Source organism: Pantoea sp. YR525, assembly GCF_900116775.1.
Taxonomy (GTDB): Bacteria; Pseudomonadota; Gammaproteobacteria; order Enterobacterales; family Enterobacteriaceae; genus Pantoea; species Pantoea symbiotica.
Window position 1 is genome coordinate 219371 of sequence record NZ_FPBU01000002.1, and the last position, 24881, is coordinate 244251.

Genomic DNA, 24881 nt, shown 5'->3' on the forward strand with positions numbered 1-24881 from the left:
AACAAAAAACCCGCTACGGCGGGTTTTTTTATGGCTTGCTGATGAGTTAGGCCTGGGGCGATTGTGATCCATATATCGCCTGAAGTGAACCTTCATCAATCGCCTGCTTATAATGTTTACGGCAGACCGATATATAGCGCTCATTGCCACCAATCACCACCTGCTCGCCTTCGCTAAAGGGTTTACCCTTCGCATCTAGACGAAGGACCATGCTGGCTTTTCTGCCACAGTGACAGATGGTTTTAAGCTCAACCAGCTTATCCGCCCATGCCAGCAAATATTGGCTGCCCACAAATAGCTCTCCACGGAAATCCGTGCGCAAGCCATAGCAAAGGACTGGAATATCCAGATTGTCGACAACATCAGATAACGCTTTCACCTGTTCGCGCGTGAGGAACTGGCTTTCATCGACTAACACACAATGCACGGGTTGTTTCGCATGCTCTGTCGCTATTTCCTCATCGAGCCTTGTCTCATCGTTATATAAAAATGCAGGAGACGAAAGACCGATGCGTGAACTGACTTTGCCTGCACCAAAGCGGTTATCGATCTCGGCGGTATAAACCAGCGATCGCATCCCGCGCTCGTGGTAATTATAAGAAGATTGCAGCAAAGCCGTTGATTTACCCGCATTCATCGCAGAGTAATAAAAATAAAGTTGAGCCATTAGAAAATCTCATCGTAGCCTATATCTGTTGCGCCGCAGTTTACCATAAAGCTGTATACCTGTAGCGATGCATTATTTTTATCATTTGCTCAAATTAACATCACCATCAAGATGGATATCACAGCGCCCAAAAAAGAGAGCACGTTTTGACAAAGTAGCGATTAAGCCGATATTTTATTCGTTTTAATTAAAGCCGAAGCGTCAGGATTAGCGTGGGCTAAGCGTTCAGCCTACTAAGCCAGTTAAAAAAGATTGCCAGATAAGTAAATATATTCTGAATAGCGTTATAAAATCGCACTCCTTTTTTATTTTTACGTTTTGCTTTTAAATCCGGCTATTGCAGTTATTTTTTTGCACCACTATTATGAGTCGGCAGAACAACCTCCATTTATTATATTTTGAGATTAGGACAATGAGCGAAGCACTTAAAATTCTTAATAATATCCGTACATTGCGCGCACAGGCTCGGGAATGCTCTCTGGAAACATTGGAAGAGATGCTGGAAAAACTCGAAGTTGTGGTCAATGAGCGTCGTGAAGATGATACTCATGCACAAGCGGAAAATGCAGAGCGCACACGCAAGCTTGAACAATATCGCGAGATGCTGATTGCCGATGGCATCGACCCAAATGAGCTATTGCAGGCATTATCTGAAACAAAAGTTCCGGGTAAAGCCAAGCGTGCTGCGCGCCCCGCTAAATATTCTTACGTTGATGAAAACGGTGAAAACCGCACCTGGACTGGCCAGGGCCGCACGCCTGCTGTGATTAAAAAAGCAATTGAAGAACAAGGTAAACAACTGGACGATTTCCTACTGTAATCATTCCAGCGCTCAGAATTGTAATTAGTTCACCACTAATTCACTTTGACCAGGTAAGAAAAAGGAAGCCAATGGCTTCCTTTTTTCATGCTTAATTATTGTTGATAGAAGCGGCGATACCAATCAACAAAATGCTGCACACCCTGCTCAACGCTAGTTTGAGGACGGAAATTGATCGCCTGATACAGAGGTTGTGTATCAGCGCTGGTACCCAGCACGTCGCCGGGTTGCATCGGCAGCATATTTTTCTTCGCTTCAATGCCCAATGCCTTTTCCAGCGACTCAATATAGGTCATTAAGCTGGTCGGCTGGCTATTGCCGATGTTGTAAACGCGATAAGGTGCCGAACTGCTTGCAGGCGAACCAGCTTCAACTGTCCAGCTATCATCCGATTGAGGAATTACATCCTGCAAACGTACGATCGCTTCTGCAATGTCATCAATATAAGTGAAGTCACGCGTCATTTGTCCGTTGTTATAAACGTCAATTTGTTCACCCGCTAACATCGCGCGGGTAAATTTGAACAGCGCCATATCCGGACGGCCCCACGGACCATAAACGGTGAAAAAACGTAATCCTGTAGTGGGCAATTGATAAAGATGTGAATAGGTATGCGACATCAATTCGTTAGCTTTTTTAGTGGCCGCATAGAGTGAAACCGGATGGTCAACGGAATCGTCCGTTGAAAAAGGCATTTTGCGATTCAGGCCATAAACTGAACTGGATGAGGCATACAAAAGGTGGCCGATTTTATGATGGCGGCAGCCTTCAAGAATATTGAGATGACCGATTAAATTTGCTTCGGCATAAGCATGGGGATTTTCGATCGAATAACGTACGCCAGCCTGAGCGCCCAAATGAATAACGCGTTCAAACGCATGCTCAGCGAATAAAGAAGAAATGGCCTGGCGATCCGCCAGGTCCATTTTTACGAAAATAAAATCAGAATGTTGTGTGTTCTGGTCTAAACGGGCCTGCTTAAGGCTGACATCATAATAGTCATTCAGGTTATCGATACCGACAACCTGGTGACCAGCGGCCAGCAAGCGCTGACTGACGTGAAATCCAATAAAACCTGCCGCGCCGGTGACCAGAAACTTCATACATCCCTCATTATTCTACGATTTTAATTGATGCTCCGCGGCCGATTGCATAGTACGTGAAACCGCGCTTGCTGATACGCTCTGGATCATACAGGTTACGACCATCAAAAATCACGGGTTCTTTTAACGCACTTTTGATGACGTCAAAATCTGGTGCACGGAAGTTTTGCCATTCAGTACAGATAACTAAGCCATCCGCACCCTGCAGCGCTGCTTCTTTGGTGCCCATCAACTTCAGATCGTTACGATGACCATAAACGCGTTGCGCTTCGTCCATCGCTTCTGGGTCAAACGCCTGAACCGTTGCACCGGCTTCCCACAGTGTTTCCATCAGCACGCGGCTGGAGGCTTCACGCATGTCGTCAGTGTTCGGTTTGAACGCCAATCCCCACAAAGCAAAGGTTTTGCCGCGCAGATCGTCGCCAAAATGACGCTTAATAAAGGTTGGCAGCTTGTTCTTCTGCGAATCGTTAACGTCTTCAACCGCCTGCAACAGACGCGGAGTGTAACCAATTGACTCAGCAGTACGAATCAGTGCCTGCACGTCTTTCGGGAAACAAGAACCGCCATAGCCGCAGCCAGGATAGATGAAGTGATAACCGATACGTGAATCTGAACCGATACCCTGGCGAACCTTCTCAACGTCGGCTCCCAGACGTTCTGCCAGGTTAGAGATCTCGTTCATGAAGCTGATTTTGGTTGCCAGCATGCAGTTAGCCGCATATTTGGTCAGCTCTGCACTGCGGATATCCATCAAAATCATACGATCATGATTACGGTTGAACGGCTCATACAGCTCGCGTAGCAGCTCAACCACTTCATCATTATCGGTACCGACAACGATACGCTCAGGACGCATACAGTCATTAACTGCTGCACCTTCCTTGAGGAACTCCGGGTTTGAAACCACGTCAAAGGCGATGTTCACATCACGCTTTTGCAAAGTTTCAGTCATCACCGCACGAACGCGATCCGCTGTACCTACTGGTACAGTTGATTTGTCGATAACAACTTTGTGATCGTTCATGTGCTGCGCGATTGTGCGCGCAACAGCTGTCACATATTTCAGATCGGCAGAACCGTCTTCATCCGGTGGCGTACCCACGGCGATAAACTGCATCACGCCATGATTAACGCCCTCTTCCGCATTCGTGCTGAACTTCAGGCGACCCGACTCGTAATTGGACATAACGAGTGGCGTCAGGCCCGGTTCAAAGATCGGAATATTGCCTTTTTTTAAGTTCTCGACTTTCTTTTCGTCGACATCAATACAGAGAACGTCATGTCCGACTTCGGCCAACACCGCAGCCTGAACCAGACCGACATAGCCGATACCAAATACAGTGACTTTCATTGAATTATCCTGTGTTTATTGAGTTACTTTTTGTTGCCTACCGCGCCTTCGAGCCACTGAGTGAAATCTTTACCCAGGACTGGATGGCGAACGCCGTACTCAACAAACGCTTGCATGTAACCCAGTTTGTTACCGCAGTCATGGCTAACACCGTTTAGGTGATACGCTTCAACGGTCTCTTTTTCCATCAGCATCGCAATGGAGTCAGTCAGCTGAACTTCGCCACCTGCACCTGGAGGCGTTTTCGCCAGCAGTGGCCAGATTTCAGCAGACAGCACGTAACGACCAACAACGGCCAGGTTTGATGGGGCTTCAGAAGCTTTAGGCTTCTCAACCACGCCAACCATTGGCGCACTCTGACCTGCAGAGAGATCAGCACCCTGGCAGTCAACCACACCGTAAGCGGTTACATCCGCAACTGGCTCAACCATGATCTGGCTGCGGCCGCTCTCTTCGTAGCGCGCCAGCATCTCTGCCAGGTTGTCTTTGGTTGGGTCAGATTCGTATTCATCGATGATTACGTCTGGCAGGATTACGGCGAATGGCTCATCACCAATCAGCGGATGTGCACACATTACTGCGTGGCCCAGACCTTTCGCGATACCCTGACGAACCTGCATGATGGTGACGTGTGGAGGGCAGATTGACTGGATTTCATCCAGCAGCTGACGCTTAACACGTTTTTCCAGCATAGATTCCAGCTCAAAACTGGTATCAAAGTGGTTTTCGATGGCGTTTTTAGAAGAGTGTGTAACCAGCACAATCTCGTTAATGCCTGCTGCAATGCACTCATTTACGACATACTGGATCAACGGCTTATCGACCAGCGGTAACATCTCTTTTGGAATAGCTTTGGTCGCAGGCAGCATACGCGTGCCGAGGCCTGCAACTGGGATAACCGCTTTTTTAACTTTAGTCTTATAGGCAGACATCAAAATACCTCTCTTAATAGGCCGTTCAAGTTAATACTTGATATGTCGGTTTAAAAACGAAATGAGTATATCAGTTACTATCAGGTGGATTTATCCTGGAAGAAGTTAATCCACGGAATTTAGGACTATTACCCAAGTGTAAAGCTTGCCCCTGGTCCTGTCTTCAACCCGTGGAAAATTTAAATCCGACGGGTCATTCTTCGGCTGATAGCATCAAACGTAGCCTGCCCCCAGCGCCCCAAATATGGCACTGCCAGGCGTCGGCACGTTGACTGATTTGATTGAGATGGGTGCTGCCCATAGTACCAAGTGGCACACCATTACTGAGTTGGATTTGATGAGTATTGATATGCAATGTAGCGTTGAGTCCTGCTGAAACCAGGATCAAATTTTTCAACTGGCGATGGTAATAGCCCACCAGTAACGGGAACTGACCGCTGAGATTGGCTTGCCGTAACAGCATGTTGACCTGCCGTAGCAACCCATTTAATTCAGGCAATCGCTGCTTCTGGCCGGAGAGTTGCTCCTGCAGCAAACCATTAAACAGCGCGCGCAGTAACAGCGCGGCTAACACGCCATTATCGCCAGCGCGTGTCACATCAAGGCAATAGAATGCCAAATCGTTATCAGACAGCGCCGCGATATCCAGCACTAAGCCCGGCTGTTCCGCCATGGTGAGCTGGCGGTAATTGATTCGGCAATTGGCGATGGTTTGCTGCACCGGCGGCTGGAGCTGTTTAAGTAATTTAGAGGCCGCCAGCGGATCGCTGACCAGCGCATCCCAATCCTGAAATAGCTGCTCATCCTCCTCCACTTTGGAGGTAAACATTGAGGGATAGAGACACTCAAACACCGCTTCACGGAAACGTTCAAGATTTTTGAGCGGTTTGAGCAGCACATCCTGCACGCCCAAACGCAACACATGGGCGATATCCGCCATATTTTGTGTGGCGGAGATAATCAAAATGGGCACATTGTTGCCGCGCGTGCGAAGACGCTCAACGAACGGGATACCGCCCATACGCGGCATTTCAAGATCGCAAATAACCAGATCCACTGACTGCGCCGACAACAATGTTAAGCCATCAACGCCATCTCCCGCCTCAAGCGTACTGGCGCCCAAGCTGGTTAATAAATTGTCTATCAATGAACGGAAAACGACCTCATCTTCGACAATGAGTATCTTTTTGCCGATTAGCGGTTTTTCCATTCTCTCCCCCTGCGTACCAGATAATTCAATAGTGGTTCATAAAATGCAGTTGCGCCTTTCAGAATTGGCTGAAGTAGCAACACCTGTGAATGAACAACCTGACTATCTGCCACGGACCAGCGGTAATAGTTCATCCATTTTTTTCTCAACGGCGGCCTTGCCAGCCGCGATGGCTTCTTCTGCACGATGGAAGTCCAGTGTGGAAATTTGTGGACAAAACGGCTGAATCAGCACATCCGGCGGATCGCCCGCCATGCGGTTACGTTTCAGGCGATTTTCCAGAACCTGGATGGATGTCGACATAATCTCCATCGCACCCGGCGTTTGATTAGCACGGCGTTGCGTCAGGCCAATCAGGCGTTGACGCAGTTTTTTCCCCCAGCTCAGCGCTTCAACTGCCGCCGCCTCTTCACCGCTTTGCGGCGTGACTGACAATAGATCTTGCTGCATCAGGTGCGCGTCATGCTGTAAATCCACAGCGATAACGATGTCAGCACCTAATGCGCGGGTTAATGAGATCGGTACAGGATTCACCACCGCACCATCCACCAACCAATACCCATTGTAAGCGATGGGTGGTAATAAGCCTGGCATACTACAGGACGCACGCACAGCTTGATGCAAATCGCCCTCGGTTAACCACACTTCACGTCCGGTACTCAGATTGGTTGCCACCACGCCAAACGGCTTGTCGCACTCATCGATCAGATCGTTAGGAATCAGCTGGCGGATATGACTGAACACCCGATCGCCGCGCAGGAGACCGCCGCGCTGCCACGAGAGATCCATCAGTCGGATGACGTCCCAGTAACGGAATGCGCTCACCCATTTTTCCATCACGCCCAGCCGTCCATTCACGTAAGCCGAGCCGACCAACGCGCCAACAGAACATCCCGCCACCACATCGATTTCAATCCCCGCGCGTTCCAGCGCATTGATCACGCCGATATGCGACCAACCTTTGGCAGCACCTGAACCTAGTGCCAGCCCGATTCTGACTTTTCTCATCTCACCTCATGATTGGCATGGTACGTAGCATCACGCCTGACAGTCGGCTACCATAGCGCACGCTTTAATTTACTTTAATCACTTCCAGGAGATGACGTGTCTGAAAAGTGCCCTTGCTGCAGCGGAAAGGAGTATAGCCTATGTTGCCAACCCTTTCTGAATGGCCAAACGAACCCGTCCAGCGCGGAGCAATTGATGCGCTCACGCTATACCGCCTACGTCGTGAAAGATGCCGCGTGGCTGGCAAAAACCTGGCACTCCAGTAAACGCGTGGCTGACCTTGAGACGTTATTATCCGAAAGTTTTAGCGGTACTGAATGGCTGGGCTTGAATGTAACTCGTTGTAATCATGGAAGCCACGAGAATGAAGCCTTCGTGACGTTTTTTGCGCGTTACCTCGAAAAAGGCCGCACTTCAGCCATCTATGAATGTTCGCGCTTTCTTCGCGAGGATCAACGCTGGTACTATGTCGACGGAACAACGCCTGAGTTGGGACGTAACGATCGCTGTCCTTGTGGCGCCGATAAAAAATACAAAAAATGTTGTGGTTAATCTGGACAGATAGACCCTAAATAATTTGAGTTGCAGCAAGGCGGCAAGTATGTGAATTCCCAGGAGCTTACAAAAGTAAGTGACTGGGGTGAGCATGCGCAGCCAACGCAGCTGCAGCGCAAAGTATGACGGGTATTCACAACGGCTTTACCATTCATCGCTTTGACAGGACTCTGATCGAGATGCAAGCGCAAACCATCCAACGAAAAGTTTTACGAACCATTTGCCCTGATGCGAAAGGTTTGATCGCCAAGATCACCAACATTTGCTACAAGCACGAACTCAATATTGTGCAGAACAATGAGTTTGTTGATCACCGTACCGGGCGCTTTTTCATGCGCACCGAGCTGGAAGGCATTTTCAACGACAACACCTTGCTGGCCGATCTTGATAGCGCGCTGCCAGTCGGTTCTGTGCGTGAACTGCAAAGTGCCGGTCGTCGTCGTGTGGTGATTCTGGTGACCAAAGAGGCGCATTGCCTTGGCGATCTGCTGATGAAAAGCGCATTTGGCGGTCTGGATATGGAGATTGCTGCAGTCATCGGTAACCATGAAACGCTGCGTTCATTGGTGGAACGTTTCGATATTCCGTTTGTGTTGGTGAGCCACGAAGGCCACACGCGTGAAGAGCACGATAACCGCATGGCGGACGAAATTGACCGTTATCAGCCTGATTACGTGGTACTGGCGAAATATATGCGCGTGTTGACGCCCGCCTTCGTGCAACGTTATCCAAACCAAATCATCAATATCCATCACTCCTTCTTGCCAGCGTTCATTGGCGCGCGTCCTTATCATCAGGCTTATGAGCGTGGCGTAAAAATCATTGGCGCTACCGCGCACTACGTGAACGATAACCTCGATGAAGGCCCAATCATCATGCAGGACGTGATCAACGTCGACCACAGCTACACCGCAGAAGAGATGATGCGTGCAGGACGAGACGTTGAGAAGAATGTGTTGAGCCGCGCGCTGTATAAAGTGTTAGGCCAGCGCGTGTTCGTTTACGGCAACCGCACGATCATTCTTTAACCACTTCGGCGCTGAACTGCACAACCTTTCAGCGCCACGCGTAAAAAGTGGGCAAACAGTTTTTATTTTCAGTGACGGCGCTTTACAGGCTGAGCGCATTTGTTATGATGCGCCCCGCTTTAAGACGCAATGATTCAGGCCAGTGGTGGGATTCCCGAGCGGCCAAAGGGAGCAGACTGTAAATCTGCCGTCACAGACTTCGAAGGTTCGAATCCTTCTCCCACCACCATCTGAATCGTCTCTGCTTGAAGCCACAATACGTAATATCCCCGGTGGGATTCCCGAGCGGCCAAAGGGAGCAGACTGTAAATCTGCCGTCACAGACTTCGAAGGTTCGAATCCTTCTCCCACCACCATCACATGTTTTCCCCTTCTGCTTTAATCGCTGTTTTCTCCCGCTTATCACCATGACTTTTGCCCAAAAACTCGTTACCATCGCGCCATACTTTTGCGGATAAAAATGGCAGCGAAATGAAATTTGTCTCTTTCAACATCAACGGCTTGCGTGCGCGTCCTCATCAATTAGCCGCGCTGGTTGAACAGCATCAACCTGATGTCATCGGCTTGCAGGAAACCAAAGTGCATGACGATATGTTCCCGCTCGAAGACGTCAGCAAACTCGGTTATCACGTGTTTTATCACGGGCAGAAAGGTCATTACGGCGTCGCACTGCTGACCAAAGCTGAGCCAGTCAACGTCTCACGCGGTTTTCCCGGCGATGATGAAGATGCTCAGCGCCGTATAATCATGGCGGAAATCCCGAGTCCAATTGGCGATATCACCGTTATCAACGGTTATTTCCCGCAGGGTGAAAGCCGCGACCATCCCACCAAGTTCCCGGCGAAAGAGAAGTTTTATCGCGATCTGCAAAGCTATCTTGAGCAGCAGTTGGCCGTGGATAAACCGGTGTTGATCATGGGTGACATGAACATCAGCAGCACTGATTTTGACATCGGCATTGGTGAAGATAATCGTAAACGCTGGCTGCGCACCGGCAAGTGCTCGTTCCTGCCTGAAGAGCGTGAGTGGATGGATCGCTTGCTGCAGTGGGGTTTGGTTGACACCTGGCGCGATAAGTTCCCGGAAACCAACGATCGTTTCTCATGGTTTGATTACCGCTCGAAAGGCTTTGACGACAATCGCGGTCTGCGCATCGATCTGCTGCTGGCGAGCCAGCCGCTCGCCTCGCGCTGTATTGAGAGTGGCATTGATTACGATATCCGCAGCATGGAAAAACCGTCGGATCACGCCCCAGTTTGGTCAACGTTTAAGCTGTAATGAAGCAGCGTGGCGTCATACGCCACGCGCTTTTATTTGATGATTTTCCAGATAAGCGGATTGGTGCCTAATACCTTCTCATCCCTGCCGCACTGCAATAACACGCCTTCTGCTTTAACCACCGCACCTTCAGAATAACTGCGATTCTCATAGGTACAGCACTGCATGCAGTTGCTCTGACGATTATTTTGCCCTTGCGTCCAGACTTCGGGTGGCAGATCCACCACCACATCGGTATTACCCGTACGATTATTTTCCGGCTGGCGGTTGGCCAGCGCCGAGGTGCTGCATAACAATAATCCGCCCAGCAACATCATTGCATAACGCATCACTCTGTCTCCTTGGTTTTGCGACGAGCCGTTTTTGGTTTGGCTCTCTTTTTGTGCCCAGGCGCAGTCAATCCGCGAAAGGCCTGTAACGACGGTCGCTGGCGTGCTTCACCAATCAGCCCAATCAAGGTGCTGACCAGCGGCTGCATAAACTCATCATAGCGACAAGATTTCTCACTGATGCGGGTCAGCGTTGATTCCCATTGCGCCGTCATATCCGGCCGGGCGGCCATTTCTGGCAGCGCATGGATCAACGCCCTGCCCGCATCCGTCGAATGAATATAGCGGCCTTTTTTCACCAGAAAAGTGCGGCGGAACAGCAATTCGATAATGCCTGCACGCGTCGCTTCCGTACCTAAACCATCGGTTGCACGCAGCACTTTCTTTAATTCTTTATCCTGCACAAAGCGGGCGATGCCCGTCATCGCAGACAACAGTGTCGCATCGGTAAACGGACGCGGCGGCTGCGTCTGCTTCGCCAGCACTTCGCCACGCTCGCACAGCAGCTCATCGCCTTTGGCGACCACCGGCAGCGGCGTACCGTCGTTCTCCTCGTCACGCTCTTTGCTGCCGAGCAGCGCACGCCAGCCGGCTTCGGCTAGAAAGCGCGCTTTGGCGACAAATTTACCGCCGCCGATATCGAGGTCAATCACGCATTTGCGGAACACCGCATCCGGGCAAAACTGCATCAGATATTGGCGCGCAATCAGACCGTAAATATTGGCTTCATTTTCGGTCAGATTGACCTTACTGGCACGCGCGGTGGGAATGATGGCGTGGTGCGCATCGACCTTTTTATCGTCCCAACAGCGGTTCTTCTGATCGGGATTGAAATCTGCTGGCGGCGTCAGATTGGGCTGATGCGCCTGAATGGCATTCAATACCGCATGGCGTCCGGCAAAGTGTTCATCGGGCAGATAGCGGCTGTCGGAACGCGGATAGGTGATCAGCTTGTGGGTTTCGTACAACCGCTGACAGCAATCGAGTACGTTCTGCGCGCTGAGGCCAAAGCGTTTGCCGGCTTCTATCTGCAGGCCAGAAAGCGAGAATGGCAGCGGCGCGGTATCCGACTCGCGTTTGTCGTTATAGCCGGTGACCAGCGCGGGCTTACCGTTAATGCGCTCAAGCACGTGATCCGCCAACGGACGATGCAGCAATCGCCCCTCTTCATCCTGCCATGGCTCGCAAGCGTCGCTTGGCACCCATGTCGCGACAAAACGCTCCTCTTTTGGCGTGACGATGTGTGCTTTAACCTCGAAATAGTCCTTCGGGATAAAGTTTTCGATCTCTTCATCGCGACGCACCACCAGACCCAGCACCGGCGTCTGTACGCGGCCAACCGACAGCACGCCATCGTAACCCGCATTACGCCCCAGCAAGGTAAAAGCGCGCGTCATATTGATGCCATACAGCCAGTCAGCGCGCGCACGCGCTAATGCGGACACGCACAGCGGAATAAATTCGCGGTTCTCACGCAAACGGCCGACCGCGCGTTCAACCGCCGAGGGATTGAGATCGTTAATCAAACAGCGCTGCACTGTTTTGCGTTTCTCTGGCGCGAGTTGCAGGTAATCCAGCACCTCATCCACCAGCAGTTGACCTTCACGATCGGGGTCACCCGCATGCACCACCGCGCTGGCTTGTTGCAGCAAGCCTTCAATCACTTTTAACTGCTTCGCCACCGAAGGACGCGGCTGCAAGCGCCATTTTTCCGGAATAATCGGTAAATCAGCCAGATTCCAGCGCGCATAGCGGCTGTCGTAACTGTCGGGTTGCGCCTGTTCAAGCAGGTGCCCAACACACCAGGTCACAACCTGGTCATTACCGCAGGCAATATAGCCGTCTCCGCGTCGATGCGGTTTCGGCAACACGTCGGCAATCGCACGCGCTAAGCTGGGTTTTTCGGCAATAAACAAACGCATGGATGGCGTCGTTCCTTAACGTCAGGTAACTACGGTAATCAGTGGACGATCGGCTTCGGCGGCAAACAGTTCGCCAATCGACGTTGCTTGTACGCCAGCAGCAGAGGCACAGCGCTGGAATGCATCAATAGTGCTGGGTTGAACCGCCACCAGCAAGCCGCCGGAGGTTTGTGGATCGCACAGCAGCGCGCGGGTGGCGTCATCAAGTGGGGAAACCTGCTCACCATAACTGGCAAAGTTGCGGCTGGTACCGCCAGGCACCGCTCCCGCAGCGATATAGTCATCGACGCCCGCCAGGCGCGGCACCTGCGACGCAATCACTTCAGCACGTAATCCGGAACCGTGACAGATTTCACTCAAATGACCAAGTAAGCCAAAACCGGTGACATCGGTCATCGCGCTTACGCCCGCCAGTTTGGCGAATTCCGCACCGGCTTTATTCAGCTGGCACATCACATCGGCGGCCAGCGACTGATGTTCAGGTCGCAGCAGGCCTTTTTTCTCGGCGGTGGTGAGAATGCCAATGCCTAACGGTTTGGTGAGGAAGAGCTGACAGCCGGCCTGCGCCGCGCTGTTCTTTTTCACACGCGCCACTTCGACAATACCGGTCACGGCCAGACCGAAGATCGGCTCTGGTGCATCAATCGAGTGCCCGCCCGCCAGGGCGATTCCTGCCGCCTGACAAGCAGCACGCCCGCCTTCGACCACCTGCTGGGCTACTTCAGGACTCAATACATTCACCGGCCAGCCTAAAATAGCGATCGCCATGATCGGTTTCCCGCCCATGGCATAAATATCGCTGATGGCGTTAGTGGCGGCGATACGACCAAAAGTGAAAGGATCGTCAACGATCGGCATAAAGAAATCGGTAGTGCTTACCACCGCAGTACCGTTCCCGAGATCGTATACAGCGGCGTCATCACGCGTTTCATTGCCCACCAGCAGTTGCGGATCGTGAAACGGGCTGAGCTCACTGCGCAGAATGGTTTCCAAAACCTGCGGCGAAATTTTGCACCCGCAACCCGCACCGTGGCTGTATTGCGTTAAACGAAGAGGTTCACTCATGGCGACTTCCTTATGCGATGAACAGAAAGCGCTATGTTAGCCTGGCTGTCAGTTGGGAGTAAGTGTTGCACGACCTAACCTCGATCTTTCGCACAGGCTTTGTGCAATCTCTGCAACGGCGCCTAACCTGCCGTAAATCGCCGCCTTTGTCTGTCAGAAATAACTGACAAAATGCGCGGTGTCCGGTGCCACCACAGTGGTGTTAGCTTTCAACTGCGGCGTGCCGAGATAGAGGAAACCGACAATCGCATCCTGTTCGCGGCAGCCGAAGGCTTCTCGCACGGACGGATGATCGGTCCAGGGTCCGCTACGCCAGATGCCGTTGAAGCCTTGCGCCACGGCGGCCATCTGCATCGCCATCACGGCACAGCTTGCAGACGCCAGCTGTTCCCAATGCGGCACTTTGGCGTGCTCTTCACAATGCGCCACCACAGTGATGATCATCGGCGCGCGAAAAGGCGCGGAAGCTGCTTTGTCGATCGCCTTCTGCTCAAGGTTGCTGTCTCGCGCGGCTTGTTCCAGCAAGTTAGCAAAACGCTCGCGCCCTTCATTTTCGACAATAATGAAACGCCAGGGCTGTAATGTGCCGTGATCGGGTGCGCGCATCGCGGCGTGCAGAATATTTTGCAACGCTTCCCCCGCCGGAGCCGGTTCTGCCAGACGTGACGCCGAGCGGCGATTAACTAATAAATCCAATGCATCCATTATTCTTCTCCCGTGAATAAAAAGCGTGGGCTAATCCTGGCACAGCGCGATCTTTTGTAACAGTCTGGCGCGATTTCCTGCTGACTTTTCGCACGCCGCTCTTTAGGATGAACCCGACATCGGGGCAGACCGCGTGCTGGCTGCCCTGCTACGTGAATATGGAGAGTTTATGCGCACTTTGTGGCGAATTATTTCCGGCCTGTTCCGCTGGACCTGGCGGGTACTGAATTTTATTCGGGAATTTATTCTTAATTTATTTCTTATTGTGTTGATCCTGGCGGGCGTCGGGATTTGGCTGCAGGTTTCCAGTTCCAATAGCAGTGAACCTGTGCAGCAAGGCGCGCTGAAAATCGATCTGAGCGGTGTGCTGGTCGACAAACCTTCCGTCAGCAATCGTTTGAGTCGTATCAGCCGCCAACTGTTAGGCGCCAATAGCGATCGCCTGCAGGAGAATTCCCTGTTTGACGTCGTTGACGCGATACGCCAGGCCAAAACCGATAAAAACATCACTGGCATCGTGCTGGAACTGCGTGACTTTGCTGGTGGCGATCAACCTTCGCTGCAATATGTGGGTAAAGCGTTGCGCGAATTCCGTGACGCCGGCAAACCTATTTACGCGGTCGGCGACAGCTACAGCCAGGCGCAATACTACATCGCCAGCTATGCCAACAAAGTGTATCTCTCACCGCAGGGCACGGTTGACCTGCACGGCTTCGCCACCAATGGTCTGTACTACAAGTCTTTACTGGATAAGTTGAAAGTGAACTCGCATGTGTTCCGCGTAGGCACTTACAAATCTGCGGTTGAGCCATTCCTGCGTGACGATATGTCACCGGAAGCGCGCGACGCCGACGGACGCTGGATTGGCCAGTTGTGGCAAAACTACCTGAATACCGTGGCGGCTAATCGTCAGATCACCCCAGAACAGCTGTTCCCAGGCGCAGCCGGCATCATTAGCGGCCTGCAAGCGGTGCAAGGCGATACGGCGAAATATGCACTGAACAATAAATTGGTGGATGCACTGGATACACGTGCAGCCGCCGATCAGGAACTGGTGAAAACCTTCGGCTGGGATAAGGCAAATAACGATTACCGTAGCGTCAGTATCTACGACTATACCGTTAAACAGCCGCCGCAGAGTCAGGATGGCAATATTGCGGTGATCCTCGCCAGCGGGGCGATTATGGATGGTGAAGAGAGCGCCGGAAATGTCGGTGGTGATACCACGGCGTCGCAAATTCGCGATGCGCGTCTGGATCCGAAAATCAAAGCCATTCTATTGCGTGTCAACAGCCCAGGCGGCAGCGTCACTGCGTCGGAAGCGATCCGTGAAGAGCTAGCGGCAGCTCACGATGCGGGTAAACCAGTAGTGGTTTCGATGGGCGGCATGGCAGCATCCGGTGGCTACTGGATTTCAACGCCTGCTGATTACATTGTCGCGGCCCCCAGCACGCTGACCGGTTCAATCGGTATCTTTGGCGTGATTAACACCGTTGAAAACAGCCTGAGTTCAGTAGGTGTGCATACCGACGGCGTGGCTACCTCGCCGCTGGCGGACGTGGCTACCACCAAAGCGCTGCCAACCGAAGTGCAGCAGCTGATGCAGCTGACTATTGAGAACGGCTATCGTAACTTCGTTGGTTTAGTGGCGACCTCACGTCACAAAACGCCAGACGAAATCAATGCGATTGCGCAGGGTCACGTCTGGACCGGTAGCGATGCAAAAGCCAATGGTTTGGTCGATGCGTTGGGTGACTTTGATGATGCCGTGGCGAAAGCCGCTGAGCTGGCGAAAGTCGTCAAGCCGGAGTTGAGCTGGTATCAGGATGATCCGGGCATGATCGATCTGCTGCTGAATCAGATGAACGCGTCGGTTCAGGCGGTGTTGCCGGCTGCGCTGAAAGTCTGGCTGCCTGCGCCAATGCTGGACGTGATGAGCGCAATGAAGCAGCAACCTGGCTTACTGAATAACCTTAACGATCCGCAAAATCGCTACGCTTTCTGCCTGAACTGCGGCAACGTACGCTAATCTTTACAGCCCGGCCGCTGGTCGGGCTGCTTTTCGTTCGCAATCCCCTTATACTGCGCGTTTTACGGCAAGTCTGAGTTCCTTCATGCAAAAGAAAAATATCTACGTAGCCTACACCGGCGGCACCATCGGGATGCAGCGCTCTGCGCAGGGCTACATTCCGGTCTCGGGTCATCTGCAGCAGCAGCTGGCAAACATGCCCGAATTCCATCGGCCTGAAATGCCGGCTTTTACTATCCATGAATATCAGCCGCTGATGGATTCCTCGGATATGACGCCGCAGGATTGGCAATCGATTGCGAACGATATTAAGCAAAACTACGATCGCTACGATGGCTTTGTGATTTTGCATGGTACCGACACCATGGCCTTCACCGCTTCGGCGCTCTCCTTTATGCTGGAGAACCTCGCCAAGCCGGTGATTGTCACCGGCTCGCAAATTCCCCTGGCAGAATTGCGTTCTGATGGTCAGCAAAACTTGCTGAACTCGCTGTACGTGGCGGCCAATTATCCAATTAACGAAGTTGCCCTGTTTTTCAACAACACGCTGTTTCGCGGCAACCGCACCACTAAAGCACATGCTGACGGCTTTAATGCTTTCGCGTCGCCCAACCTGGCGCCATTGCTGGAAGCAGGCATTCATATCCGCCGGTTGAATACGCCGCCCGCACCGCAAGGTCATGGCGAGCTGATTGTGCATCCGATTACGCCGCAGCCGATTGGCGTGGTGACGATTTATCCGGGGATCTCTGCCGACGTGGTGGGTAACTTCCTGCGCCAGCCGGTGAAAGCCTTGATCCTGCGTTCCTACGGTGTGGGCAACGCGCCGCAAAACGCCGAGTTCCTGTCAGAACTGCAACAGGCCAGCGATCGCGGCATTGTGGTGGTGAATCTAACGCAGTGTATGTCCGGTAAAGTGAATATGGGCGGCTATGCCACCGGCAATGCGCTGGAGCATGCGGGCGTAATCAGCGGTTTTGATCTCACCGTTGAAGCGACATTAACCAAACTGCATTTTTTATTGAGTCAGAACCTTACCAGCGCGGAAATTCGTGCCAAAATGCAGCAGAATTTACGCGGCGAACTGACCGAAGATTGATACGGAGCGAAACCAATGAAGCGGGCATTGATAATTATCGATATTCAGAACGATTTTTGCCCCGGCGGCCCAATGGCGGTGCATGATGGTGACCAAACGGTTGCCGTCGCCAATCGATTTGCGCGTGAGTTTCACGATCGGGGCGAATGTGTGGTGGCATTGCAAGACTGGCATCCAGCCAATCACGGCAGCTTCGCCTCAATCTCCGGCGAGCCGGTTTACACGCTGGGCGAATTAAACGGTTTAGCGCAAATCTGGTGGCCGGATCACGGTATTGAGAACTCTGTCGGGGCGGATTTCCACCCCGATCTCGATCGCTCTCTGATTGATGCCGTGTTCCATAAAGGCGGCGATGTTGAGGTGGATAGCTACAGCGCCTTCTTTGATAACGGCCATCGCCGCAAGACAGAGCTCGATAGCTGGCTGCGCGAGCGCGGCATCAGCGATTTGGTGATGTTGGGTATTGCCACCGATTACTGCGTCAAATACAGCGTGCTGGATGCGCTGGAGTTGGGTTACAACGTGGAGGTGGTTAAAGAAGGCTGCCGTGGCGTAAACCTGAATCCGGATGACAGTGAAATTGCTTTCGAGCAGATGGCAGCACAAGGTGCGGTATTAATCTGAAAATAAAGGGCTGGTGAGAACCAGCCCTTTGGCTTTTTAGTGCAGGTTGATGCGTGTGACATCGGGCTCAATGCCGAACTCTTCTTTCAGTTGTTTCTTCGATTTCATCACCATATCGCCACCTTTGCTGATGGTCATATGTTGCGGTTCGTCATTGTGGCGAGCCTGCCACAACATCACCAGCTGCAGGCAATTCTCTTTCTGCTCCGGCGTTAGCGCAACGCCATCCGGCCATTTGCCGATTTCAACCGCCGTGGAGAGTCGTTCGTAGACTTCCGGCGTCATCGCCTCCAGCATTGCTTCCAGTTCCTGTTTCATGCTTAGCCCTCTTGCTGATTGCCCTGCTCATCAGTGAAGTTTAGCGAAGCGGAGTTCACGCAATAGCGCTCGCCGCTTGGCTGTGGGCCATCCGGGAACACATGCCCCAAATGCGCGTCACAGTTGCCACAACGAATCTCAACCCGATGCATGCCGTGTGAATCATCTTCCAGATAGCGGATAGCTTCGTCACTAAAAGGCTGATAGAAACTTGGCCAGCCACAGCCTGAATCATATTTGGTTTCGGAGAGAAACAGCGGCGAGTTACAAACTAAGCAGTGGTAAATCCCTTCCTGCTTATTGTGCAGCAAGGCGCCCGAGAAAGGGGGCTCCGTTCCACGATGCTGAGTGACATAGCGCTGCATTTCGGAAAGCTGCGCAATTTTTGCGTCGGGTGCGGTGTCTTTAGCCATTTTGAGTTCCGGAGTGTCATTCTGAAAAAATCGACTAGTATTCTAACAAACGTACAACATCTATCGGGTCTTTTTTCGTGCTAACGCATCCGACATCTCTTCCACAGTACGATTTTGTGATGGCGATCACCCTTTGCAAAAGTCATCCCTTTTCAGCCCGCATTCGGCGTAACATAGGCGCGCAATAAGGGTGCTGCGTAAGCGATTGCGCAACGAATTATTCCTGGTGTTGGAATTGACCTGTCGCAACAATTGACACGATTCCGCTTGACGCCTGGTAAGGTTTTTGTAATTTTACAGCCAACCTTTTATTCACTAACAAATAGCTGGTGGAATATATGACTATCAAAGTAGGTATTAACGGTTTTGGCCGTATCGGTCGCATCGTTTTCCGTGCTGCGCAGCAGCGTTCTGACATCGAAATCGTCGCGATCAACGATCTGCTCGACGCCGATTACATGGCATACATGCTGAAGTATGACTCTACTCACGGTCGTTTTGACGGCACTGTAGAAGTGAAAGACGGTGCACTGATTGTTAACGGTAAGAAAATCCGTGTTACCGCTGAGAAAGACCCGGCTAACCTGAAGTGGGACGAAGTGGGTGTTGACGTTGTTGCTGAAGCGACCGGTATCTTCCTGACCGACGAAACTGCACGTAAACACATCACCGCTGGCGCGAAGAAAGTGGTTCTGACTGGTCCTTCTAAAGACAGCACCCCAATGTTCGTACGTGGCGCTAACTTTGACAAATATGCTGGCCAGGACATCGTTTCTAACGCGTCTTGCACCACTAACTGCCTGGCTCCACTGGCTAAAGTTATCAACGATAACTTCGGTATCGTTGAAGGTCTGATGACCACCGTGCACGCAACTACCGCAACCCAGAAAACCGTTGATGGCCCGTCTCACAAAGACTGGCGCGGCGGTCGTGGCGCAGCGCAGAACATCATCCCATCTTCTACCGGTGCAGCTAAAGCAGTTGGCGTTGTTCTGCCAGAGCTGAACGGTAAACTGACCGGTATGGCGTTCCGTGTTCCTACTCCAAACGTGTCTGTTGTTGACCTGACTGTTCGTCTGGAAAAACCAGCGACCTACAAAGAAATTTGTGCAGTGATTAAAGCTGAGTCAGAAGGCAAAATGAAAGGCGTTCTGGGCTACATCGAAGACGACGTGGTTTCTACCGACTTCAACGGCGAAACCCTGACTTCAGTGTTCGATGCTAAAGCAGGTATCGCTCTGAACGACAACTTCGTGAAACTGGTTTCCTGGTACGATAACGAAACTGGTTACTCACACAAAGTTCTGGATCTGATTGCTCTGGTTGCTTCTAAATAAGCTAACCGGCTAAATAGACAAGGGGTGACTTCGGTCGCCCCTTTTTTTCGACTGGATAAAGAGAAGGTCTGACCATGCAAGATACGCTTTATACCCTTCCGGTAGTGAATCAAATCACCCCTTATCTGTCACAGCGTCAGCTGGGTGATTTGCCGATTGTGGTGATCAGCCATCCCAAAGTACGTGCGGCGATTGCCCTGCAAGGCGCACATCTGCTCTCGTGGCAGCCGAGCGGCCAGCAGCCGGTGATTTGGCTCAGTGAAAAGACGCCGTTTACCACGGGCAAAGCAATTCGCGGCGGCGTGCCTATCTGCTGGCCGTGGTTTGGTCCGGCAGGTGAACCTGCACACGGTTTTGCACGTAACATGCCGTGGACATTGACCGCCCATGACGAAAATGAAGATGCAGTATTGCTGACTTTTACGCTGGAAAGCAATGCACAAACTAAAAAGCTGTGGCCACACGACTTCACCCTGCTCGCTCGTTTCCGTATTGCTGAACATTGTGAAATTGAGCTGGAAGCCTACGGCGATTATGAAGCCACGGCGGCGTTGCACAGCTACTTCCAGATTGCAGATATCGCGCAGGTCGAAGTGAGCGGATTGGGTAATAGCTTTATCGATAAGGTTAACGATAATGCGGTTGGCGCATCAGACGGCAAACAGACCTATCTTAACCGCGTGGATCGCATTCACACCGCAGCAGATGACTGCAGCGTGATTCACGATAAAGCCGTCAAACGTCAGATCGAAGTCTATCACCACTACCAGAGTGACGTTGTCACGTGGAATCCGGGTCCGGAATTGTCATGCAGCATGGGTGATATGCCAAATGAAGGCTATAAAACCATGGTGTGCGTGGAAACGGCGCGCATTAACAAGCCGTTGAAAAGCGCGGGCGAATCCCCTGCGCGTTTGGGCACCACGATTCGTATTGTTAAAAAGTAATAAGATGCGGCGCTGTTGCGCCGCTAAACCACATCCAATGAGGTTTTCGTTAGTGGCGCAGGAAACGCCCGATCGATGATGCTCAGCTCTTCAAGCGTCAGATTGATGCTAAGCGCCGCCGCGTTTTGCTGCACATGTGCAACGCTGCTAGCTTTTGGGATGGCTAAAATGCCCTGCTGACGTATCACCCAGGCCAGCATCACTTGCGCCACGCTAATGCCCTTCTGTTGTGCAATCTGTTGAAGATGCGGATCCTCAAACAACGCCTGTCGCAATCGTCCAGCCTGAGCCAACGGGCAATAGGCCATAATCGGCATCTCGCGCTGCTGACATTGTGGCAATAAATCGTACTCGATACCGCGCGACGCTAAGTGGTACAGCACCTGATTAGTTAAACAGGCTTTGCCGCCGGGCTCATGCCACAGTTCCAGCATATCGTCGTGGTCTAAGTTAGAGACGCCCCAATGGCGAATTTTGCCCTGCTGCTGCAAGGATTCCATCGCGCGGATGGTTTCTTCTAACGGCACATTGCCCCGCCAGTGCAACAGATAAAGATCGAGGTAATCGGTTTGCAGACGGCGCAGACTGCGCTCGCAAGCTTCAATAGCGTCAACTTCTCCGGCATTCCATGGATAGACCTTCGATACCAGCCAGGCTTGATCGCGACGTCCGCGTAACGCTTCCCCGACCACCTCTTCAGCGCCACCTTCTGCATACATCTCAGCGGTATCGATAACCTTGAGGCCGAGATCTAAGCCCGCCTGCAATGCCGCAACTTCCTGGCTGCGCAGTGATGGATTCTCGCCCATATACCAGGTTCCCTGGCCGATGGCGGGTAAAGCTAATTCACCATGAAATTGAATGGTCTTCATTACTCCTCCTGTTGCGCTAAATTGGGGCTCGGGATTGGTGCAATGCAAGAAAAACGCCTCATTATGAGGCGCTCATTTCATCATCAAAAGCTGTAACTGATACCGGTCCAGAGTGTGTACTGCCCACTCTTATTGACCATCGGGCTATCTTTAATTTCGCTGTCGAAGCGCGTGTAACGACCTGACAAGCTGGCGTTCCAGCTTTCAGTGATTTGGTAGCTGGCGTTCATCTCAACATACGGTGACCAGCTGTCGTCAGGATGGTACTCAGCGATGCCAGTACGCGCACTTTCATGCGAGGAAACACCGTAGTAATAACGGTTCTGATTGGCGCTGTTCCACAGCGCGCCAATGCCCGGAGTCAGGCTGAAAGCACCGAAATTAAAGCGATATAAATAGGTGAGATCCCACATCATGCCGTTGCTGTTATTGAGCACATCACCCAGCAATGTGGTGCGCACGATGCCCCAGTCCGCCACATGACGATAGTTGGCGCCGGCCATCAGCGTCATACGGCGCTTATCCAGCGCTTTCATATCACCCAAATCGTTGTCTTTAGGATCGTACTCCTGCGGCGATCCCAGCACGGTCAGCGACAGCTGGTTCTGAGGGTCTTTCCACAGGTAATAGCCGCCTTGCAGGCTGCGGAACCAGAAGTTTTCACCTTCATAATTAATCACCGGAATCGGCAGATAGCGGTCTTGTCCGCCCCGATAAGGTGACTGCGCGTAAATGACCGAAGCGCCGAGAGATAAGGGTTCTGCATGAGTGCCGAACGCCGCAAAATAACAAGGAACAGCCAAAGCAAGCGCTTTAAGTTTGAATTGGTTCACAATTTAATCAGTCCATTAATATAACAATCACACGCAGAGTCTAACCAAATTTTTGCTATCGGTTAACGTTTAATGATGCTCTCTAACCAGCACAGGGAAATAATCTGAGTGGCTGCAACGCTCTCGCTGCTTAGGTTGATTGCCTCGGTGCTTATGAGACTTTGTTATTGATATATCGCTGAATAAGGAGAAAAGTGGCTGCAGGTTTTCTGAATGCCTTCTACAGTTAAATGTAAGACGAGACTTTTTTGTACGAGCAGAGTAACCATAAGAATTGTGTACCCCGATTAAAAAACGTCAGGTTGGCATAAGGGTTGCTGTACTCAATAAAGAATATCTTCCGGGAGCTGCTACAAACTTTTATTACGCTCCTTTACCTGTGCTAAAAACGAAAGGACGGGCATCGCTATGAATATATTCGATCACTATCGTCAGCGTTATGAAGCTGCCAAGGATGAAGAGTTCTCATTGCAGGAATTCCTCGCCATCTGTAAACAGGATCGCAGTGCATACGCCAACGCTGCAGAGCGACTATTAATGGCCATCGGTGAGCCGGTGATGGTTGACACTGCGCAAGAGCCACGCCTTTCCCGCATCTTCTCCAACCGCGTCATGGGACGCTACCCTGCCTTCGAAGAGTTTTACGGTATGGAGGAAGCGATTGAGCAAATCGTCTCCTATCTGAAACACGCCGCGCAGGGTTTGGAAGAGAAGAAACAGATCCTTTACTTACTGGGCCCGGTGGGCGGCGGTAAATCTTCGCTGGCGGAGCGCCTGAAAGCGCTAATGCAGCGTGTACCGATTTATGTGCTAAGCGCCGACGGCGAACGCAGCCCGGTAAACGATCATCCACTCTGCCTGTTTAACCCGCAGGAAGATGCCAATATTCTGGAAAAAGAGTATGGCGTGCCGCGGCGCTACCTTGGCACCATCATGTCGCCTTGGGCGGCAAAACGTCTGCACGAGTTTGGCGGCGATATTACCCGTTTCAAAGTGGTGAAAGTGTGGCCGTCTATTCTGGAGCAGGTGGCGATTGCCAAAACTGAACCGGGTGATGAGAACAACCAGGATATCTCTGCGTTGGTCGGTAAAGTCGATATCCGCAAACTGGAAAATCACGCGCAAAACGATCCTGATGCTTACGGCTATTCAGGTGCGCTGTGCCGCGCGAACCAGGGCGTGATGGAATTCGTCGAGATGTTTAAAGCACCGATTAAAGTGCTGCATCCGCTGCTAACCGCTACGCAGGAAGGTAACTACAACGGTACTGAAGGGATCTCTGCCCTGCCGTTCAACGGCATCATTCTGGCGCACTCCAACGAATCAGAATGGGTCACCTTCCGTAATAATAAAAACAATGAGGCGTTCCTTGACCGTGTTTACATCGTCAAAGTGCCTTACTGCTTACGCGTTTCCGAAGAGATCAAGATCTACAACAAACTCTTGGATCACAGTGAGTTGACCACTGCGCCATGCGCGCCGGGTACGCTGGAAACGCTGGCCCGCTTCTCGATTCTGTCGCGTTTGAAAGAGCCGGAGAACTCCAGCATCTACTCAAAAATGCGTGTTTATGATGGCGAGAGCCTGAAAGATACCGATCCAAAAGCCAAATCATGGCAGGAGTATCACGATTACGCGGGCGTTGATGAGGGCATGAACGGCCTTTCTACCCGCTTCGCGTTTAAAATCCTGTCGCGCGTGTTCAACTTCGACCATGCCGAAGTGGCGGCCAACCCGGTCCACCTGTTCTACGTACTTGAGCAGCAAATTGAGCGCGAGCAGTTCCCACAGGATCAAGCCGAGAAGTATCTGGAGCACCTGAAAGGCTACCTGATTCCGAAATACGCCGAGTTCATTGGGAAAGAGATTCAGACCGCGTATCTGGAGTCCTACTCTGAATACGGTCAGAACATCTTTGATCGCTACGTTACCTACGCTGATTTCTGGATCCAGGATCAAGAGTACCGCGATCCTGACACCGGACAGCTGTTTGACCGCGAATCGCTGAACGCCGAACTGGAAAAGATCGAGAAACCTGCCGGGATCAGTAACCCGAAAGATTTCCGTAACGAGATTGTCAACTTTGTGCTGCGTGCCCGCGCGCAGAATAGTGGGCGCAATCCGAACTGGACCAGCTACGAAAAACTGCGCACGGTCATCGAGAAGAAAATGTTCTCGAACACCGAAGAGTTGTTGCCGGTGATTTCGTTCAATACCAAAACCTCAACGGACGAGCAGAAAAAACACGATGATTTTGTCGATCGCATGATGGAAAAAGGCTATACCCGCAAGCAAGTTCGCCTGCTGTGCGAGTGGTATCTGCGCGTGCGTAAATCTTCATAATCGTTATCTGTAAGCGTCGCGGTGCTTCGGTGCTGTAACAGGAGGCCGGGTTTTCCCGGCCTAAGCTTGCAATGCAGTTTGGGGGATTTT

At 51.7% G+C, this 24881-nt stretch carries 24 protein-coding genes and 2 tRNA genes; 12 read left to right on the top strand and 14 right to left on the bottom strand.

The genetic code is table 11. The features are described 5' to 3' along the window. Positions 1-46: 46 nt before the first annotated feature. Complete coding sequence (tdk, locus tag BM323_RS04495) at positions 47-667, bottom strand: thymidine kinase (protein WP_008106587.1); 621 nt, start codon at positions 665-667, stop codon at positions 47-49. Positions 668-1079: 412 nt separating this feature from the next. Between tdk and hns the strand changes: the two genes are divergently transcribed. After that, a complete protein-coding gene (gene hns, locus BM323_RS04500; RefSeq protein WP_008106589.1) occupies positions 1080-1487 on the top strand; it encodes a histone-like nucleoid-structuring protein H-NS in 408 nt (135 codons plus the stop codon). Between the two features lie 95 nt (positions 1488-1582). On the opposite strand, the gene BM323_RS04505 is transcribed toward hns, so the two are convergent. The 5 genes from BM323_RS04505 to rssA all read right to left on the bottom strand — a co-directional run bounded on the left by BM323_RS04505 (position 1583) and on the right by rssA (position 7094). Continuing rightward, entirely contained in the window at positions 1583-2590 is a 1008-nt protein-coding gene (locus BM323_RS04505) for an NAD-dependent epimerase (protein WP_008106591.1), read from the bottom strand. A 10-nt stretch (positions 2591-2600) separates the two neighbouring features. Beyond that, complete coding sequence (locus tag BM323_RS04510) at positions 2601-3944, bottom strand: UDP-glucose dehydrogenase family protein (protein WP_008106593.1); 1344 nt, start codon at positions 3942-3944, stop codon at positions 2601-2603. 23 nt (positions 3945-3967) lie between these two features. Then, on the bottom strand, positions 3968-4876 hold the full coding sequence (galU, locus tag BM323_RS04515; protein ID WP_008106595.1) for a UTP--glucose-1-phosphate uridylyltransferase GalU: 909 nt from the start codon (positions 4874-4876) through the stop codon (positions 3968-3970). Between the two features lie 193 nt (positions 4877-5069). Beyond that, positions 5070-6086: a two-component system response regulator RssB gene (rssB, locus tag BM323_RS04520; protein WP_061718765.1), complete on the bottom strand. Its 1017-nt coding sequence runs from the start codon at positions 6084-6086 to the stop codon at positions 5070-5072. 102 nt (positions 6087-6188) lie between these two features. After that, positions 6189-7094, bottom strand: a complete 906-nt coding sequence (gene rssA / locus BM323_RS04525) for a patatin-like phospholipase RssA (protein WP_008106599.1) — start codon at positions 7092-7094, stop codon at positions 6189-6191. A gap of 96 nt (positions 7095-7190) precedes the next feature. Here rssA and BM323_RS04530 point away from each other — a divergent pair, with 96 nt between their 5' ends. From BM323_RS04530 to xthA, 5 genes are all read left to right on the top strand, one after another. Further along, positions 7191-7646 (top strand): YchJ family metal-binding protein, encoded by a 456-nt coding sequence (locus BM323_RS04530; protein ID WP_036648929.1) that lies wholly within the window; start codon positions 7191-7193, stop codon positions 7644-7646. A gap of 182 nt (positions 7647-7828) precedes the next feature. Further along, entirely contained in the window at positions 7829-8677 is an 849-nt protein-coding gene (purU, locus tag BM323_RS04540) for a formyltetrahydrofolate deformylase (protein WP_036648946.1), read from the top strand. A 144-nt stretch (positions 8678-8821) separates the two neighbouring features. Then, positions 8822-8906 (top strand) — tRNA-Tyr (locus tag BM323_RS04545). 42 nt (positions 8907-8948) lie between these two features. Continuing rightward, positions 8949-9033, top strand: a tRNA-Tyr gene (locus BM323_RS04550). 115 nt (positions 9034-9148) lie between these two features. After that, a complete protein-coding gene (xthA, locus tag BM323_RS04555) occupies positions 9149-9955 on the top strand; it encodes an exodeoxyribonuclease III (RefSeq protein ID WP_008110344.1) in 807 nt (268 codons plus the stop codon). 32 nt (positions 9956-9987) lie between these two features. Here xthA and BM323_RS04560 read toward each other — a convergent pair whose 3' ends face one another. The 4 genes from BM323_RS04560 to BM323_RS04575 form a co-directional block, all read right to left on the bottom strand. Beyond that, positions 9988-10284: a YnjH family protein gene (locus tag BM323_RS04560; protein ID WP_008110345.1), complete on the bottom strand. Its 297-nt coding sequence runs from the start codon at positions 10282-10284 to the stop codon at positions 9988-9990. Then, entirely contained in the window at positions 10284-12206 is a 1923-nt protein-coding gene (locus BM323_RS04565; RefSeq protein WP_091003300.1) for a DNA topoisomerase III, read from the bottom strand. Before BM323_RS04565 ends, BM323_RS04560 begins: the two co-directional genes overlap by 1 nt. A gap of 21 nt (positions 12207-12227) precedes the next feature. Continuing rightward, positions 12228-13271, bottom strand: a complete 1044-nt coding sequence (gene selD / locus BM323_RS04570; RefSeq protein ID WP_008110347.1) for a selenide, water dikinase SelD — start codon at positions 13269-13271, stop codon at positions 12228-12230. A gap of 153 nt (positions 13272-13424) precedes the next feature. Next, positions 13425-13976, bottom strand: coding sequence for an NAD(P)H nitroreductase (locus tag BM323_RS04575; protein WP_008110349.1), 552 nt, complete (start codon positions 13974-13976; stop codon positions 13425-13427). A gap of 169 nt (positions 13977-14145) precedes the next feature. Between BM323_RS04575 and sppA the strand changes: the two genes are divergently transcribed. From sppA to pncA, 3 genes are all read left to right on the top strand, one after another. Continuing rightward, complete coding sequence (gene sppA, locus BM323_RS04580; protein ID WP_008110351.1) at positions 14146-16005, top strand: signal peptide peptidase SppA; 1860 nt, start codon at positions 14146-14148, stop codon at positions 16003-16005. An 85-nt stretch (positions 16006-16090) separates the two neighbouring features. After that, entirely contained in the window at positions 16091-17104 is a 1014-nt protein-coding gene (gene ansA / locus BM323_RS04585; protein ID WP_008110353.1) for an asparaginase, read from the top strand. Between the two features lie 15 nt (positions 17105-17119). Continuing rightward, positions 17120-17728, top strand: coding sequence for a bifunctional nicotinamidase/pyrazinamidase (gene pncA / locus BM323_RS04590; RefSeq protein ID WP_008110355.1), 609 nt, complete (start codon positions 17120-17122; stop codon positions 17726-17728). 36 nt (positions 17729-17764) lie between these two features. Here pncA and BM323_RS04595 read toward each other — a convergent pair whose 3' ends face one another. Then, on the bottom strand, positions 17765-18046 hold the full coding sequence (locus BM323_RS04595; protein WP_008110357.1) for a YeaC family protein: 282 nt from the start codon (positions 18044-18046) through the stop codon (positions 17765-17767). Between the two features lie 2 nt (positions 18047-18048). Beyond that, positions 18049-18459 (bottom strand): peptide-methionine (R)-S-oxide reductase MsrB, encoded by a 411-nt coding sequence (msrB, locus tag BM323_RS04600; RefSeq protein ID WP_008110360.1) that lies wholly within the window; start codon positions 18457-18459, stop codon positions 18049-18051. 338 nt (positions 18460-18797) lie between these two features. On the opposite strand from msrB, the gene gapA reads away from it, so the two are divergent. Both gapA and BM323_RS04610 read left to right on the top strand, forming a co-directional pair. After that, positions 18798-19796 carry a glyceraldehyde-3-phosphate dehydrogenase gene (gene gapA / locus BM323_RS04605; protein WP_007889697.1) on the top strand — a complete coding sequence of 333 codons (999 nt, stop codon included), beginning with the start codon at positions 18798-18800 and terminating at the stop codon, positions 19794-19796. A gap of 74 nt (positions 19797-19870) precedes the next feature. After that, positions 19871-20743: a D-hexose-6-phosphate mutarotase gene (locus BM323_RS04610; RefSeq protein WP_091003297.1), complete on the top strand. Its 873-nt coding sequence runs from the start codon at positions 19871-19873 to the stop codon at positions 20741-20743. Positions 20744-20766: 23 nt separating this feature from the next. Here the strand turns inward: BM323_RS04610 and BM323_RS04615 are convergent, their stop codons facing one another. Together BM323_RS04615 and BM323_RS04620 are read right to left on the bottom strand one after the other, a co-directional pair. Beyond that, the gene (locus BM323_RS04615; RefSeq protein WP_008110362.1) at positions 20767-21615 is read right to left on the bottom strand and encodes an aldo/keto reductase; all 849 of its coding nucleotides are present in this window, start codon (positions 21613-21615) and stop codon (positions 20767-20769) included. Between the two features lie 83 nt (positions 21616-21698). Next, positions 21699-22448 (bottom strand): MipA/OmpV family protein, encoded by a 750-nt coding sequence (locus tag BM323_RS04620; protein ID WP_008110363.1) that lies wholly within the window; start codon positions 22446-22448, stop codon positions 21699-21701. 408 nt (positions 22449-22856) lie between these two features. On the opposite strand from BM323_RS04620, the gene yeaG reads away from it, so the two are divergent. After that, a complete protein-coding gene (gene yeaG / locus BM323_RS04625) occupies positions 22857-24791 on the top strand; it encodes a protein kinase YeaG (protein ID WP_008110364.1) in 1935 nt (644 codons plus the stop codon). Positions 24792-24881: the final 90 nt, after the last annotated feature.